Raw genomic sequence first — 15,329 nt, forward strand, 5'->3', positions numbered from 1 at the left:
TAGGCTAACATTAAAGAAGTTTTTGGAAGAAAAGTTTAAAGTTGATACTAATAAAAATAAAAATGTTGATTTCAAAAATTATGATTTAATAATTTTTGATAAAGAATTTGGAGAAGAGTATAGGAAGTTTTTAAATAAAGTTATATTAATATCAGATGATAAATGCGAATTTTGTTTGAAAAAACCAGAATTTATTTCTGAAAATTTTAAAAAAGAACTTTTAGATTTAATAGAAAAAAAATTAGGTATAAAAAGAATAGAAAAACCGAAAAAAACAATTATCAAAAATGCAGAAAAGTATGTTCTTATAGGTTCTTCAACAGGTGGTCCCGGATTAATAGAAACTATTGCCAAATCTTTACCAGAAGATTATCCATATCCGGTTTGTGTAGTTCAGCATATGCCTGCGAATTTTACGGCTAAATTTGCTTCAAGATTAAATGGGTTATCAAAGCTTCATGTGGTAGAATCAGATAATACACAACCGGTAATAAAAGGTTTTTTTATAATAGCAAAAGGCGGTTGGCATTTACATTTTAGAAATAAAGATGGTGTTATTTATTGTAAACACGCACCAAACTCAAAAAATAGGTTTTTTGTGCCAAGTGTAGATGAGATGTTTTTTTCAGCTCTTGAAGTTATGAATCCCAAAAATATATTGGCGGTTGTTTTAACAGGTATCGGGGATGATGGTGCCGATGGGCTGGTTGCTTTAAAAAATGCGGGTGCATACACTCTTGCAGAATCAGAAAAAACCGCAGCCGTTTATGGTATGCCTAAAGCCGCAAAAGAAAGAGGCGGTGCATGTAAAGTATTGGATTTTCCCGATATAGTAAAAGAGATAATAAAATTTGGTAAAAGTTAAATCCACTTTTTCTTTTTAAGCCACCAATATATACTTCCGGCAATCCCCAGATTTATAATCCATGTCATTAAATATCCGTATTTCCAGTGAAGTTCTGGCATATATTCAAAATTCATTCCATAATTTCCAACCACGAACGTAAGAGGTAAGAATATAAGTGAAATTGCTGCTAGGCGTTGCATAGCTTTGTTCATCTTTGTAGATAATATACCCATATGAAGGTTTAGCAAATAACCTGTTCTGTCAAGTAATGTTTTAGATTCGTTGATTAAGTATTTTAAATGTTCATTAAGGTCAATAAATTCGTATTTTAATTGTTCCTGAATATCATTGCTAAATCTGTGATACATTCTGTTCAATACATCTTTTTCATGAATAGAAACTTTTGTGATTCTGTTAAGTGTTCGTCTGGCGTAGTAGATATCTTTTTGAAGTTCGTCTTCTTCTATGTCTTCGTGAAAGATAGAATCTTCCAAATTTTCCAAAGCTTCATCAATTACATCGATTATCAAAATAGTATTATCAATAAGAATATCCGCAATCTGATATAGAAGATATTCGAAGTTTTTATATTTATGGCGTCTTTTTGCGAATTTTTTGGCAAGTTCGACTATAATATCTCTTTCTTCCGCCAAAATAAAAAGCTTATTTTCGGTAATAATAAATACTACATTTGAATCGTCATATAAGAGGTTTTCTTCTTCGTCGAATTTAATGTATTTTAAAACCAAAAATTTAAATTCTTCAGCTTCTTCGTATGTAATTGACTGATCTTCACTTTGAATGTCTTCAATAAAGCTTTCCGGAAAATTATGCTTTTTAAGCCAATTGATAATGTCTTTATTATTAACGGTGGAAAAAATAATCTGTTTTTCTTCATTAATATGTATTTTTTCTATTTGTTGGAGTTTGTCTGTAAAAATAAACATATTCCACCTCCTCTTAGGAGGTTGCAGAGGAGATATAATTTATTCTTATATCGCCTCTACAACCTTATTTCTTTGTAATTATACAAAAAAAAGTTAACTTATTTTTAACGACACTTACTTATAATCTTAAAAAAGGAAAAAAATGAAAATCAGGTATATTTTAATCTATACGATTTTGACTATTTCATATATAAACGCATATGAAATTAAACAACCGGAAGTTATCGAATACAATAAAAAACGCGAATACAAAAAACTTATAAATTTAGCAAACAAATATGCACTTGAAAATAAAATTGATGAAAGTTTACAAACTGCTAAAAAAGCTTTAAATTATAATCCAAAAAGTAAAGAAGCTTTATTAATAATGGCAAGAATTTATAATTTTAAAAAAGATTATGAAAAATTACGTTTAATTGCCGAAAAAATTGTTAAACTTTCACCTAAAAATTATCTTGGAAACGTTTATTTAGCAAATTCATATATGAAAAAAGATAAAAACAAAGCAAAAGAAATATTAGTCAAATTATTAAATAAATATCCTAAAGATGAACAAATTTTGAAAAAATTAAAGGTTTTGAATGAAACTTAATTTCAATGTAAAACTTACACAAACCCAGCTTGTTATAATAAGCTCTCTTTTTTTTGTGCTTTTTTATAATTTTGTTTTTTTTAAAAAATCATATGAAGCGTTTAATAATATTTTTTTTATGTTTGGGCTGGGTGTGCTTTTATTTATTGTTATTTCGACGCTTCTTTTATTGATTTCAAATCGCTTTATTATTAAACCTTTACTTATTGTGCTGTTTTTGACTTCATCTGCCGCAGCTTATTATATGTCGGTATACGGGACGATTATAAGTGATAATATGATTCAAAATATTTTTGAAACCGATACAAAAGAAGTATATGACCTTTTAAGTTTGAAGTTGTTTTTGTATCTGTTTTTTTTAGGTATTTTACCTTCTTTTTTTGTTTATAAGGTTGAATTGGTTAAAAATCCTTTAAAAAAAGAACTTTTTTCTAGACTTAAACTTTTAATTTTTAATATTTTACTTGTGCCGCTACTATATATGATGTTTTCAAAATACTGGGTTAGTTTTTTTAGAATGCATAAAACTCTGAGAATGTATACAAATCCCACTTTTTATATCTATTCTTTAGGCAAATACGTAAATAAAAAATATTTTACAAAACCTATGAAGTTTAAACATATTGGGCTTGATGCCAGAGTGGAAAAAAGTGATAAACCGGTCCTTGTGATATTTGTATTGGGTGAAGCCGCAAGGTATGATCATTTTTCACTTAACGGGTATAAAAGGGATACAAATCAAAATCTTGAAAAAATAAAAGATTTGATTAATTTTCCTGATGTTCATTCTTGCGGGACTGAAACGGCCGTAAGCGTGCCTTGTATGTTTTCACCTTATAATAAAAGTAACTATTCCGATAAAAAAGCTAAAAATACCGATTCGGTAATAGATGTAATTGACAGATCTGGTGCAAATGTTTTATGGAGAGAGAATAATTCCGATTCGAAAGGTGTTGCAAGTAGAATAAAAAATTATGAAGATTTTACTCATGCGCATATTAAGCCTTATTGTAACGATTTTGAATGTTATGATGAGGTGCTATTATATAATCTTCAAAAATGGATTGACGAACATAATAACTCAAAACCTATTTTTATTGTTTTGCATCAAAAAGGATCTCACGGACCCGCATATTACAAACGCTATCCTAAAGAGTTTGAAAAATATAAACCCGTATGCAAAAGTAATCAGCTTCAAGAGTGTAAAAGAGAAGAAGTTGTAAATGCGTATGATAATACAATTGCGTATACAGATAAATTTTTAAGTGAAGTTATTGATTTTCTGAAAAAAAATGAAAAAAATTATAAAGTCGCAATGTTTTATATGGCCGACCATGGTGAAAGTTTAGGAGAAAATGGTATATATCTGCACGGACTTCCTTATTTTATAGCGCCTGACGTTCAAAAACACCCCGCAAGCGTTGCGTGGTTTGGTAAAAATTTTGATATTAATATAAGCTGTGTTAAAAAACTCGCAAATAAACCATATACGCAGGACAATCTTTTTAGCACCCTTTTGGGGCTTGTGGGTGTGAAAACAAAAGTGTATAATCCTAATATGGACATATTTTACAAATGCAGGATTAAAAAATGAAACCCAAATACAGCTTTTTTAAAAATTTTGCATATGCAAGAGCAGGATTTAAGGAAGTGTTTCAAAAAGAGAAGTCTTTTAAAATAGAGGTGTTTTTTTTCGTTTTACTTTCAATAGTTGCATTTATGCTTCCATATCCGTTATGGGCTAAGATTGTATTAATAACATCAATGGTAGTGCCACTGGTTGTAGAATTGTTAAATTCGGCAATTGAAAGAGTGGTAGATATGGTTACAAGCGAATATCACGAGCTTGCCAAGTATGCAAAAGACGCGGCGGCCGCCGCCGTTATGCTTTCTTTGATATTTAGCGGAGCCGTTTGGGTTAGTGTAATTGTTTATTTTTGGTAAAAAAATTCTATAACGGCTTCCACCCCGCTTTTTCCATCACTTATTAATTTGATTTTACCTTTATGAAGAGTTATTATAGATTTAACTATTGAAAGTCCAAGACCGAAACCTTTTACTTTTTTGTTTCTGCTCTCGTCAACCCTGTAAAATTCATCAAAAATGTAAGGCAGTTTTTCTTTTGGAATTCCTATGCCGTTGTCTTTTATAATTAAAACGATTTTATTTTTCTCTTTTTTAAGAGCAATATCAAGTTTTGTAGCGCCGTATTTAATAGAATTTTCTATAAGATTTGATATCGCAATCATTAAAAGTGTTTTATCGCCCCTGATATAATACTCTTCATCCTCAATATCCAGATTTATTGATATTTTTCTGGAATATTTTTCAAAAAGCTCAAGTATGATATCTTCTAAGTCTATTTCTTCAAAGTTTTGAGTGTTTAAAGAGTCTTTTTTGGTTAAAAACAGCAGTTTATCTGTAATTTCGTTAATATAATTGATTTCATTTAAAAGGGATTTTAAAAGTTCTTCGTTGCATTCGTTATTCATTAAAGCTACTTCTATTTCACCTTTCATAATTGTAAGAGGAGTTTTAAGTTCGTGAGAAACGTTTGAATTGAATATTTTAAGTCTTCTAAACGATTCTTCAATATTTTTCGCAACTTTATCGATAAATTTATAACCAATCAACAGGACGATTAAATAGATAAAAAGCGATACGGCAAGGGAAATTGTTTTGACGATTTGGATTTTGTCGTCGTTTCCGGATATTATGGTTGATACCTGAATAATTTTCCCGTTTTTTACGTAATTGTAAACAAGTAGCGTTTCTTTGCCTGTAGGCAAATCTATTTTTTTAGTTATGAATCCTTCTAATGATTTTTTGTTTTTTTGTGTAATAAACGGATTTTTTCTATCAATAATACGAATAAAAAGCGGATAAACTTTATATTTGTGCTGAAGTTTTAAAAGGGTGTTTTTGTTTAGTTTTTCATTTGAAATTTCTGTTGCAATTATTACCAATTTGTCTTTTAAATGCATATTGAAAGAGCTTATTAAAAAGAAAAGCAAAGCTCCTTCAAAAATTGCAATAATAAAAAAAACTACTATCGCAAACTGAATAAAAAGGGTGTTTCTAAGGTTATTCATCACTCAGTTTAAATCCCATTCCTCTATATGTTTTAATAAGTTTTTTATCGAAATCTTTGTCTATTTTTTTTCTTAAATGCGAAATATATACGTTAATAACGTTTGAATTTATTTCATCATCCATTTCCCATAGATTCGAATGAATCATATCCGTATTTACGATTTTGTTTTTATTTATCATTAAATATTTTAAAAGCTCAAATTGTTTTGCTGTAAGTTCTATAAGTTTGCCTGCTCTTCTTACTTCTTTCGTATCAGGATTTAATTCCAAATCAGCTACTCTTATGACATTGTCATTTAAATTATGGCTTCTTCTATAAAGAGCTTTTACTCTTGCGATCAGTTCTTCAAATTCAAAAGGTTTGGTTAAATAGTCATCCGCTACACTCAATCCTTCCACTTTATCTTCAATGTCTCTTTTTGCGGTAAGCATCAATGCTGGGACATTTTTTTCTTTTTTGAGTTCTTTTAAAAGTTCGATACCACTCATTTTCGGAAGCATCCAATCAACAATTAAAACATCGTAATTGTTGTTTTGAGCCATATAAAGCCCTTCTTCACCATCTGTAGCTATGTCAAGTCTATATCCAACTTTTCTAAATCCGTTTTGGATAAGTTTTGAGATTTTTTCATCATCCTCGATTAATAAGATTTTCATTGTTAACTCCTTTGTTGGCATACTAATATTAAATTATACATAGTTTATTACAAAAATGTTAAAATTCGGTTAAAGAAAAGTTGGAAAGTGGAAGAAAGTAAGAGTGAGTGAGAAAAAGTAAGAAGAAAGTAAGAAGAAGTAAGAGTAAATAAGATGAAGTAAGAAAAGGACATATATGATTTTAGCGATTGAAAGCAGTTGTGACGACACTTCCATTGCTGTTATGGAAATTGAGAGTAAAAAATTACTTTTCCATAAAAAAATATCTCAAGAGCTTGAACATTCCGTTTACGGAGGGGTGGTGCCCGAACTTGCGAGCAGGCTTCATGCCAAAGCACTGCCTCAAATTCTTGAACAAACAAAAGAATTTTTCCCAAAATTAAAAGCTGTTGCCGTAACCAATGCGCCTGGGCTTTCAGTAACCCTGCAAGAAGGCGTTATGATGGCAAAAGCTCTTAGTATTTCTTTAAATATTCCTTTAATTGCCGTTAATCATCTGGTTGGACATATTTATTCATTGTTTATAGAAAAAGAAGAAATAAAGCCTTTGATGGTTTTACTCGTAAGCGGCGGACACACTAAAATTTTGAATTTCAACGGGATTGAACGAATCTGCGAAATAGCCACAACAATGGATGATAGTTTCGGGGAAAGTTTTGACAAAGTGGCCAAAATGCTCGGGCTTGGGTATCCAGGCGGTCCGGTGGTGGAAAAACTTGCTGCAAAAGGTGAAAAAATAGTAAATCTTCCTTTACCGCTTAGAAATTCACCGGATATCGCATTTAGTTATTCCGGAATAAAAAACGCCGTAAGGCTTGCGATTGAAAGCGGAAAATACAAGCCAGAAGACATTGCAGCGTCCTTTCAGGCAAAAGCCATAGAGCATTTAACCTTTATGTGTAAAAGGGCCATTAAAAAATACAAACCTGAAAATTTTGCAATCGTAGGCGGGGCAAGCGCTAATCTCTCTTTAAGGGAAGAGTTTGAAAAACTCTCTAAACAATTTAATTTTAAACTTATTTATCCTGAAATGAAATATACTTCTGACAATGCGGCAATGATTGCAAGGGCTGCCGTTGAAATGTATAATAAAAAAATGTTTACGAATTATAAAGATATAAAAATCATTCCGAGAGTGGATTTTAAAAAGTGTTAATGGTAAAAAACCGGAATAAGAAGGTTTCAATTAATATAGGATAAAGTAAAAAATAAAAATTGATTATAATAGTGACAGACACTTTGCTTAGTAGATAAAAAGAAAGCAGAAATTATAATCTGCTTTCGTATCTTCTAAGCATCCAAAGTTTTCTAAGGATTTTTTTACGAGTCGCGATTTTTTCTTTTTTGCGTCTTTCGCTCGGCGGCTCGTAGAATCTTCTTTTTCTAAGTTCTACTACGATCAGGTTTCTATCAACCTGTCTTTTGAACTTTCTGTAAGCAGATTCGAAATCTTCGCCTTGATGAACTACGATTCCTGGCACTGCTCTCACCACCTTTCGTTTTTTTTGTAAATGGAATTTTAGCATAAAATTGTAAAAAACAAAAATTTTAAAAATGATAATTCCTTTTTAAACGGAAAATTACATTTTAATAAAAAATTAGTCGGTTTAAAAGTTTTAAAATGTTATAATTTCAATTAAAAAGGTGCCATATGAGCAAATATATTTTTGTAACTGGAGGAGTTTTAAGCTCTCTTGGTAAAGGTATTACTTCAGCCTCTATTGCGACGCTTTTGCAGCACAGCGGATTTAAAGTTTCAATGGTAAAAATTGACCCCTATATTAACGTTGATCCTGGGACAATGTCACCATTTGAGCATGGTGAGGTGTTCGTAACCGAAGACGGGGCCGAAACCGACCTTGATATTGGAAATTATGAAAGATTTTTAAATAAAAATTTAAGCAAAAAAAATAATTTTACAACAGGACAGATATATTTAAGCGTAATAGAAAAAGAAAGAAGAGGGGATTATTTAGGTAAAACCGTTCAAATTATTCCTCATATTACGGATGAAATTAAAAGAAGAATAAAAGATGTCGCAAAAGATGTAGATATTGTAGTAGTTGAACTTGGAGGAACCGTAGGTGATATTGAAGGTCTTCCGTTTTTAGAAGCGGTAAGACAGCTTAAACATGAAGTCGGAAAAACAAACGCGATGTTTGTTCATGTGACTCTTATTCCTTATATTAAAGCTGCCGGCGAGCTTAAAACAAAACCTACACAACACAGCGTTCAGGAACTAAGGCGTATAGGTATAACTCCTCATATGCTTGTATGTAGAACGGAAAAGCCGCTTCCGAAATCGTTAAAAGAAAAATTGGCTGACAGCTGTGACATTGAAAGAGACGCGGTAATTGAGGCGGTTGATGCTCCGACCGTTTATCAGGTGCCTTTAAACTTTTTAAATCAGGATATTTTAAAACCGATTGCAAAACAACTTGATTTGGGTGAGCTTCATCCTGATATGACCGAGTGGAATTTTATAGTTAAAAAAATTATTTCACCTCAAAAAAACGTAAAAATAGCGTTTGTAGGAAAATATCTGCAGCTTAAAGAATCATATAAATCATTAATCGAAGCTTTGATTCACAGCGGTGCGCATCTTGATATGAAAGTGGACATTGAGTGGGTTGACAGCGAAGATTTGGAAAAACTGGAAGATGAAAAACTAAATGAAGTGTTTAATGAGGTAAGCGGTATTTTAGTTGCAGGCGGATTTGGTGAAAGAGGTGTTGAAGGTAAACTTAAAGCTATTAAATATGCAAGGGAAAATAAAATTCCATACCTTGGAATATGTCTTGGAATGCAGCTGGCCGTAATTGAATTTGCGAGAAATGTATTAGGATTAGAATACGCAAACTCTCAGGAATTTGACCCGGATACACCAGAACCTGTAGTCTATTTAATTGACGAATTTATAGACGCAAGTGGACAAAAACAGCTAAGGACTCATAAATCACCTCTTGGTGGGACAATGAGACTTGGAGGATATGAGTGTTTTATAAAAGAGGGAACAAAACTTTATGATGCATATAAAGCAAAAAGCGTAATAGAAAGACACAGACACAGATATGAAGTAAATGGAGCTTATGAAGAAGCACTTAAAGAAAAAGGTATGATTGTCAGCGGTAAAAGTGTAGAGGGTCTTGTGGAAGCCGTGGAAATCAAAGACCATCCGTGGTTTGTGGCTGTTCAGTTCCATCCTGAATTTACAAATAAGTTAAAATCGCCTAACAAAGTAATAATGTCTTTTGTGGAAAACGCGTATAAATGCCAAAAAAGCTGCTAATTAATGCTTACAAAAGCTAAAATACAAGAAATTCTCTCAAACAGAATAGAAGAGCTCAGCTCTTCAAATCTTCCTCATTTTTTACTTTTAAACGATATTGAAACAGCTTCAAAAAGAATTGTAAAAGCAATTAAAAATAATGAAAAAATAGTTGTTGTGGGTGATTATGACGTTGACGGGGTTAGCAGTTCGGCAATTATGAAACTTTTTTTTGAAAAGATAGGATACGATATTGAAATAATAATTCCTGACAGGTTCAAAGACGGATACGGACTTAGTTTAAATTTACTTGAAAGAATTGAAGCCGATTTAATAATTACCGTTGATAACGGAATTACAAGTTTTGAAGCTGCCCAAAAATGCAAGGAAAGAGGAATTGATTTAATTATTACCGATCACCATACGCCTTTAATGAGTTCTAAGTTCCAAGTTTCAAGTTCCAAGCAAGAATGTAAAATGGAAAATGAAAAAAGGTTCAAGCTGCCGGAAGCTTTAGCAGTGGTTAATCCTAAAACATCCCCCGATTTTCCTTTTAAAGAAATTTGCGGAGCGGAGGTTGCATGGTATTTGTGTGCCGCAATTAAAAAAGAAATGAAGTTTAAAATTGATCTGAGGGAATTTTGTGACATACTCTCAATAGCAATTATAGCCGATGTAATGCCTCTTACACATATGAACAGAACCCTTGTAAATATGGGGCTTAAGAGATTGAATTATGCAACGAAACCTTTTGCAAAAGCTCTTAAAAGATTTTTTAACAAAGATTTTAAAAGTGAAGATATCGCCTTTCAAATTGCACCAAGGTTAAATGCGGCTGGAAGAATGGCGCATGCAATTACGGCTTATGAATTTTTAATAAGCAAAACCGAGGAAGAGGCGTTTGAGCTTTTAATGCAGCTTGATGGACTTAATAATTTAAGAAAAGAGACGGAAAAAGAAGCGGTTGAATCCATTGAGGAAATTAATGATGATTTTATTTTGGTAAAAGGTGATTTTCACGAGGGTGTTGTAGGAATAATTGCCAGCAGGTTGGTGCATAAATATAAAAAACCAGCAATTGTTTTTTGCGAAAACGGGGATGTTCTTAAAGGCAGCGGAAGAAGTCTTGGCAATATAGATATATTTTCTCTTATAAACGAATGCAAGGATTTGCTTGATGGGTTTGGTGGTCATAAGATGGCTTGCGGATTATCTTTGAAATCCGAAAATTTTGAGAAACTTAAAATAGCCCTAAATGAAAAAATATTATCTTATTCAAAAAAAGACTTTTTTATTGAAGATTATGTATTGGGAGAGCTTCCTTTTAGAGAAATTGATGTAGAACTTTTAGATATTTTGGAAGCATTTGAACCATACGGGGAAGGTAACCCTAAGCCTAAATTTTTAGCTAATGCGAAAATTGAACATGTGCAAAATTTAAAAGACAATCATTATAAATTAATCCTCTCACAAGACGATATTATTTTGCCTGCGGTTATTTTCAGGTTTGATGGAGAGTTTAGGAATAGTTTATATTTTAAGTTTAGTATTAATGAAAATAGTTATTACGGCAGAAGCGTGCAATTAATAATTGAGGAGATTTTATGAAACATTCAATATTTAAAGCTCTCAATGATAAAGAAATAGAAGAAATACTGCCATATTTTGAAGAAAGATTTATAAAAAAAGATGAGTTTATTGTAAAAGAGGGTGAATATTCCGATAGCGCTTTTTTATTAACTAGTGGGGAAGTATCTGTTATTAAAGAAACGATTTATAAGGATGATTATATTATTACGGATATAAAAGCAGGAGGAGATGAGTTTTTTGGTGAAGTGAATCTTATTGATAGAGGTTTGGTAACTTCAACTATAAAGGCAAAAACAGATTGTGAAATACTTCAAATTACTCATAACGATTTTATAAATATGATGGACGAAAAGCCTACAATTGCAATTAAACTTTTATGGGTTGTAGCTTATGATATTTCTAAACATTTAAGAAAAGCGGACAGGGATGTAATAACACTTTTTAATGCGTTTGTGGAAGTTGTGGAAAACGACTGAGAAAAAAGAGATGAGGAAAATAGATGAATGGTCTGATGAATTTTGTTGAAACAAAAGATGGAACTTTTACGTTAAAAAGTGAAAAATACAACGAATGCTACCATTCAAGCGAGGGAGCATATACGGAAAGTTTATATAAACATGTTCATCCTGGATACACTGCTGCAGAAAAGTTTGGTTATTACGGCGGTGAAATAAGGATTTTAGATATATGTTTTGGGCTTGGATACAATACTTTAACTGCAATACTGCATAAACCTAAAAACGTAAAACTTAAAATTTTTTCACCAGAACTTGATTTGGAGCTTGTAAGATCATTAAAAAATTTTAATTATCCGGATAAATATAAAAATTTATTGAACGTGATCAATGACATTAGTAAAAATTTATATTATAAATCCAATGATGTAGAAATAGAAATCCATCCTGGGGATGCAAGGGAGTATATTAAAAAGCTTTCCAATATACATATAATATACCAAGATGCATTTTCACCTAAAGTAAATCAGGAACTTTGGACGTTTGAGTATTTTACTGATATATCAAATATTTTAAATGAAAATGGTATAATAACCACATATAGCGTTGCGACGCCGGTAAGATGTGCATTTTATAAATTGGGTATGAAAATATATACACATCCATATGACAATATAAGGAAAGGAACAATTGCATCATATGCAGATTTGCCTTTTCCAAAAGTTGATTTTGAAGAAAAATTAAAACGGGTGGAATGTAAAACTTATTAAAGGGATAGGGGAAAATGAATTTAATAAAATTATTTATGATTTTAAGTTTTGTTTTTTTGTATGGTGAAAAATTAATAGAACCTATTCCCGAAAAAATCGAATATAATAAACAAAAAGCAGAACTTGGAAAACTTCTTTTTTTTGATCCAATTCTTTCAAAGGACAAAACCATAAGCTGTGCAAGTTGTCATAACCCTACTCAGGGTTGGGCAGATAGAAGAAAAGTTTCTATAGGGGTTTATGGGAAGAAAGGAAGAATACAATCCCCTACAGTATTAAATGCAGTGTTTAATTTTAGGCAATTTTGGAACGGAAGGGCAAAAGATTTAAAAGAACAGATTAGTGGACCGGTTCATAATAGCGTTGAAATGGACATGAACGAAAAAATTGTTGAAGAAAGATTAAATAAAAATCCTTTTTATAAAAAACTTTTCAAAAAAGTTTACCATACGGATAAAATAACATATGACATGGTCGTAGATGCAATAGCTGAGTTTGAAAAAGCTTTAATTACTCCAGATAGTAAATTTGATTTATATTTAAAAGGAAAAACAAAGCTTACACCTTTAGAAGAAAAAGGATATATTTTATTTAAAAAATATGGATGTGTTACATGTCATAATGGTATAAATATAGGTGGAAACTCTTTTCAAAAAATGGGAACAATTTTCCCAATTAAAGAGTGCATAGGTGATAGATATGAAATTTCACATGCCAAATTTGATAAATGTATATATAAAGTGCCTACATTAAGAAATATAGCATTAACTGCACCATATTTTCATGATGGCAGTGCCAAAACGCTTGAAGAAGCGGTAGAAAAAATGGCTTATAATAACCTCGGATTTAAAATTGATAAAAAAGATGTAAAAGCAATAGTGGCTTTTTTGAAAACATTAACCGGAAAAACTCCTGAAATAATGAGAGGAAAATGAATACAAAAAGTGTTTTAAAAATGAAATCCGCATGGATATTTATTATAGGTGTTGTGTTAATTGTATTTATTTTTGAATTTAATGATTATACGAGATCGTATTATATTAGAAATAATAAAATACAAAAATCATTTAATAATATAAAAAACAACGAACTTATACTTAACTATAATGTGTTAGTAACAAGTTTATATATGTATAAAAATAATGATTTGGTAATAGAATCTATTGATAGATTAAATAGAAGTATAGATACTTTACTACAAAATAAATATTTTAGAATCAATTATCAATACGTATATAAAGAACTTCTAGATTATAAAAAACTTATTGATAATAAAGTTGATCTTATTTATGAATTTCAAACATTAAATTCTGCTCTTAAAAATTCAACAATGTATTTGGCTTCTCTTTTAAATGATTTGCCAAAATTAAATATTTATAAAATAAAGCAAGGAATAAATGCCAAATATTTTGAAAGCAATATTAAATATTCGCAAAAAATCATAGAAGTTGTTTCTAATATTTTTTTGGCTAAAAATAGTTTTGATGAAGATTTTATAAAAAATTTGGATATTGACTTTTTTAAGAATTATCATCCGCAAGATAGTGAATTAAAAAAATTTAATGAGGTTTTTTTAGCTCATTTAAGGATTTATAAAAACTTTTTTCCAAAATTTATTTTTACATTAAAAAACATTACAGATACGAAAACCTTAAAATTACTCGATGAAATATATTTAAATTATTTTAATATTATGAATAGTAAATTAGTCATTATTAAATGGGTGTCTTATGCATTAATAGGATTTATTATAATTGTTGAAATAATAATATTTTTCTTACTTAATAGACTTGAAAAAGAGTATATTTCACTTCAAAGAGTTAATAATGAATTAAGACTTTCTTATATTACAGATAAACTTACTGGACTTTATAACAGAAATAAATTTGATGATGATGTTAAATTATTTAAAAAACCCGTATTATTTTTAATAAATATTGATAGGTTTAAACATATTAATGATTATTACGGATCTAAAACAGGTGATAAAGTATTAAAAAATGTTGCAAAAATTTTATTATCTATTATTCCTGATAAGCTTAATGCTAATCTATATAGACTTGGAGCTGATGATTTTGGAATTTTATATGAATTGGACAATTATCCAAACATACAAATATTAGCGAGAAAAATAGTTGAATATTTTGAAAAAAATGAATTAGAAATTGACAATATTAAGCTTAATATATCCGTAAGTATCGGAATAAGCACAAAGGAACCTTTACTAGAAAATGCGGATATTGCATTAAAACACATAAAAAAATCTTTCAGAAAAAAAATAATGTTATATGAAGAAAATATGAACGTAAGAGATGAAATTAAACAAAATATTGAAAAAAGCAAGATTTTATATCATGCTATACAGGAAAATAGAATAGAGCCGTATTTTCAGCCAATTGTTAATACATATACTACAAAAATTATAAAATATGAAGTATTGGCAAGACTAATTCATCCAAATGGAGTAGTAGAATCGATTTTTCCTTATCTTCAGATTGCAAAAGACAATAAACTTTATGGTGAAATAACAAAAATCATTTTAAAGAAAACATACAATAGAGTCATTAAAAAAGAAATAGACTTTAATATAAATATATCAATTGAAGATATTTTAGATTCAAGTATTATAAAAGAAATGTATCATTTATACTTAAAAAACAAATCCCTAGCTAAAAGAACTACATTTGAAATACTTGAAAGTGAAGCAGTTGATGATTATAATGAGATTAGTAAATTTTTAGAAAGAGTAAAATATTATGGTGCTAGTATTGCAATTGATGATTTTGGAAGCGGTTATTCGAATTTTGAACATTTAATAAATTTAAATGTTGATTTTATAAAAATAGACGGCTCATTAATAAAACAGCTGCCAACAAATCCTGATGCATATAAAATAGTAAAAGTGATAAATGATTTTGCAAAAGAGATTAATATTAAAACCGTAGCGGAATTTGTAGCAGATGAAAAAATATACGAAATGGTAAAAAAATTGGGTATTGATTACTCACAGGGCTTTTATTTTTATGAACCAAGGCCTACTTGTCTGACATAATTTTTACATTTTTATACAAAATATTACATAAATCTGACAAATTTAACAATAATTTAAT

Annotated in this window: 15 protein-coding genes; 11 read left to right on the plus strand and 4 right to left on the minus strand. The window is 30.0% G+C overall.

The window, feature by feature from the left end; genetic code table 11:
* Positions 1 to 22 precede the first annotated feature (22 nt).
* The gene (locus ACYQ19_RS04870; protein ID WP_459978307.1) at positions 23 to 865 is read left to right on the plus strand and encodes a CheB methylesterase domain-containing protein; all 843 of its coding nucleotides are present in this window, start codon (positions 23 to 25) and stop codon (positions 863 to 865) included.
* Here ACYQ19_RS04870 and ACYQ19_RS04875 read toward each other — a convergent pair.
* On the minus strand, positions 862 to 1,794 hold the full coding sequence (locus ACYQ19_RS04875) for a magnesium transporter CorA family protein (protein WP_459978308.1): 933 nt from the start codon (positions 1,792 to 1,794) through the stop codon (positions 862 to 864). The genes ACYQ19_RS04870 and ACYQ19_RS04875 overlap by 4 nt on opposite strands.
* 142 nt (positions 1,795 to 1,936) lie before the next feature.
* On the opposite strand from ACYQ19_RS04875, the gene ACYQ19_RS04880 reads away from it, so the two are divergent.
* The 3 genes from ACYQ19_RS04880 to ACYQ19_RS04890 are packed head-to-tail and all read left to right on the plus strand — an operon-like array spanning position 1,937 to position 4,330.
* A complete protein-coding gene (locus ACYQ19_RS04880) occupies positions 1,937 to 2,386 on the plus strand; it encodes a tetratricopeptide repeat protein (RefSeq protein ID WP_459978309.1) in 450 nt (149 codons plus the stop codon).
* Complete coding sequence (locus ACYQ19_RS04885; protein ID WP_459978310.1) at positions 2,376 to 3,980, plus strand: phosphoethanolamine transferase; 1,605 nt, start codon at positions 2,376 to 2,378, stop codon at positions 3,978 to 3,980. The genes ACYQ19_RS04880 and ACYQ19_RS04885 overlap by 11 nt, the downstream gene beginning before the upstream one ends.
* Positions 3,977 to 4,330 (plus strand): diacylglycerol kinase, encoded by a 354-nt coding sequence (locus ACYQ19_RS04890; RefSeq protein ID WP_459978311.1) that lies wholly within the window; start codon positions 3,977 to 3,979, stop codon positions 4,328 to 4,330. The genes ACYQ19_RS04885 and ACYQ19_RS04890 overlap by 4 nt, the downstream gene beginning before the upstream one ends.
* Here ACYQ19_RS04890 and ACYQ19_RS04895 read toward each other — a convergent pair.
* Together ACYQ19_RS04895 and ACYQ19_RS04900 are read right to left on the minus strand one after the other, a co-directional pair.
* Positions 4,318 to 5,478 (minus strand): sensor histidine kinase, encoded by a 1,161-nt coding sequence (locus ACYQ19_RS04895; RefSeq protein WP_459978312.1) that lies wholly within the window; start codon positions 5,476 to 5,478, stop codon positions 4,318 to 4,320. The genes ACYQ19_RS04890 and ACYQ19_RS04895 overlap by 13 nt on opposite strands.
* Entirely contained in the window at positions 5,471 to 6,136 is a 666-nt protein-coding gene (locus tag ACYQ19_RS04900) for a response regulator transcription factor (RefSeq protein ID WP_459978313.1), read from the minus strand. The genes ACYQ19_RS04895 and ACYQ19_RS04900 overlap by 8 nt, the downstream gene beginning before the upstream one ends.
* Positions 6,137 to 6,311: 175 nt before the next feature.
* Here ACYQ19_RS04900 and tsaD point away from each other — a divergent pair, with 175 nt between their 5' ends.
* On the plus strand, positions 6,312 to 7,292 hold the full coding sequence (tsaD, locus tag ACYQ19_RS04905; RefSeq protein ID WP_459978314.1) for a tRNA (adenosine(37)-N6)-threonylcarbamoyltransferase complex transferase subunit TsaD: 981 nt from the start codon (positions 6,312 to 6,314) through the stop codon (positions 7,290 to 7,292).
* 112 nt (positions 7,293 to 7,404) lie between these two features.
* Here tsaD and rpsU read toward each other — a convergent pair whose 3' ends face one another.
* Complete coding sequence (gene rpsU / locus ACYQ19_RS04910; protein ID WP_012663671.1) at positions 7,405 to 7,617, minus strand: 30S ribosomal protein S21; 213 nt, start codon at positions 7,615 to 7,617, stop codon at positions 7,405 to 7,407.
* 170 nt (positions 7,618 to 7,787) lie between these two features.
* Here rpsU and pyrG point away from each other — a divergent pair, with 170 nt between their 5' ends.
* Genes pyrG through ACYQ19_RS04940 form a run of 6 tightly spaced genes read left to right on the plus strand, consistent with a single transcriptional unit; the run spans position 7,788 to position 15,271 of the window.
* Complete coding sequence (pyrG, locus tag ACYQ19_RS04915; RefSeq protein ID WP_459978315.1) at positions 7,788 to 9,425, plus strand: glutamine hydrolyzing CTP synthase; 1,638 nt, start codon at positions 7,788 to 7,790, stop codon at positions 9,423 to 9,425.
* A 3-nt stretch (positions 9,426 to 9,428) separates the two neighbouring features.
* Positions 9,429 to 11,012: a single-stranded-DNA-specific exonuclease RecJ gene (recJ, locus tag ACYQ19_RS04920; protein WP_459978316.1), complete on the plus strand. Its 1,584-nt coding sequence runs from the start codon at positions 9,429 to 9,431 to the stop codon at positions 11,010 to 11,012.
* Positions 11,009 to 11,470, plus strand: coding sequence for a Crp/Fnr family transcriptional regulator (locus ACYQ19_RS04925; protein WP_459978317.1), 462 nt, complete (start codon positions 11,009 to 11,011; stop codon positions 11,468 to 11,470). The genes recJ and ACYQ19_RS04925 overlap by 4 nt, the downstream gene beginning before the upstream one ends.
* A 23-nt stretch (positions 11,471 to 11,493) precedes the next feature.
* Positions 11,494 to 12,219, plus strand: coding sequence for a tRNA (5-methylaminomethyl-2-thiouridine)(34)-methyltransferase MnmD (locus tag ACYQ19_RS04930; protein ID WP_459978318.1), 726 nt, complete (start codon positions 11,494 to 11,496; stop codon positions 12,217 to 12,219).
* 14 nt (positions 12,220 to 12,233) lie between these two features.
* Complete coding sequence (locus ACYQ19_RS04935; protein ID WP_459978319.1) at positions 12,234 to 13,154, plus strand: cytochrome-c peroxidase; 921 nt, start codon at positions 12,234 to 12,236, stop codon at positions 13,152 to 13,154.
* Positions 13,151 to 15,271: an EAL domain-containing protein gene (locus tag ACYQ19_RS04940; RefSeq protein ID WP_459978320.1), complete on the plus strand. Its 2,121-nt coding sequence runs from the start codon at positions 13,151 to 13,153 to the stop codon at positions 15,269 to 15,271. Before ACYQ19_RS04935 ends, ACYQ19_RS04940 begins: the two co-directional genes overlap by 4 nt.
* Positions 15,272 to 15,329 lie beyond the last annotated feature (58 nt).

Source organism: Nautilia lithotrophica, from assembly GCF_054656815.1.

Excerpts from the sequence above, each read along its gene's own strand:
- ACYQ19_RS04875 (WP_459978308.1), bottom strand. The coding sequence starts at position 1,794 with ATGTTTATTTTTACAGACAAACTCCAACAAATAGAAAAAATACATATT.
- ACYQ19_RS04880 (WP_459978309.1), top strand. The coding sequence starts at position 1,937 with ATGAAAATCAGGTATATTTTAATCTATACGATTTTGACTATTTCATAT.
- ACYQ19_RS04885 (WP_459978310.1), top strand. The coding sequence starts at position 2,376 with ATGAAACTTAATTTCAATGTAAAACTTACACAAACCCAGCTTGTTATA.
- ACYQ19_RS04890 (WP_459978311.1), top strand. The coding sequence starts at position 3,977 with ATGAAACCCAAATACAGCTTTTTTAAAAATTTTGCATATGCAAGAGCA.
- ACYQ19_RS04895 (WP_459978312.1), bottom strand. The coding sequence starts at position 5,478 with ATGAATAACCTTAGAAACACCCTTTTTATTCAGTTTGCGATAGTAGTT.
- ACYQ19_RS04900 (WP_459978313.1), bottom strand. The coding sequence starts at position 6,136 with ATGAAAATCTTATTAATCGAGGATGATGAAAAAATCTCAAAACTTATC.
- tsaD (WP_459978314.1), top strand. The coding sequence starts at position 6,312 with ATGATTTTAGCGATTGAAAGCAGTTGTGACGACACTTCCATTGCTGTT.
- pyrG (WP_459978315.1), top strand. The coding sequence starts at position 7,788 with ATGAGCAAATATATTTTTGTAACTGGAGGAGTTTTAAGCTCTCTTGGT.
- recJ (WP_459978316.1), top strand. The coding sequence starts at position 9,429 with ATGCTTACAAAAGCTAAAATACAAGAAATTCTCTCAAACAGAATAGAA.
- ACYQ19_RS04925 (WP_459978317.1), top strand. The coding sequence starts at position 11,009 with ATGAAACATTCAATATTTAAAGCTCTCAATGATAAAGAAATAGAAGAA.
- ACYQ19_RS04930 (WP_459978318.1), top strand. The coding sequence starts at position 11,494 with ATGAATGGTCTGATGAATTTTGTTGAAACAAAAGATGGAACTTTTACG.
- ACYQ19_RS04935 (WP_459978319.1), top strand. The coding sequence starts at position 12,234 with ATGAATTTAATAAAATTATTTATGATTTTAAGTTTTGTTTTTTTGTAT.
- ACYQ19_RS04940 (WP_459978320.1), top strand. The coding sequence starts at position 13,151 with ATGAATACAAAAAGTGTTTTAAAAATGAAATCCGCATGGATATTTATT.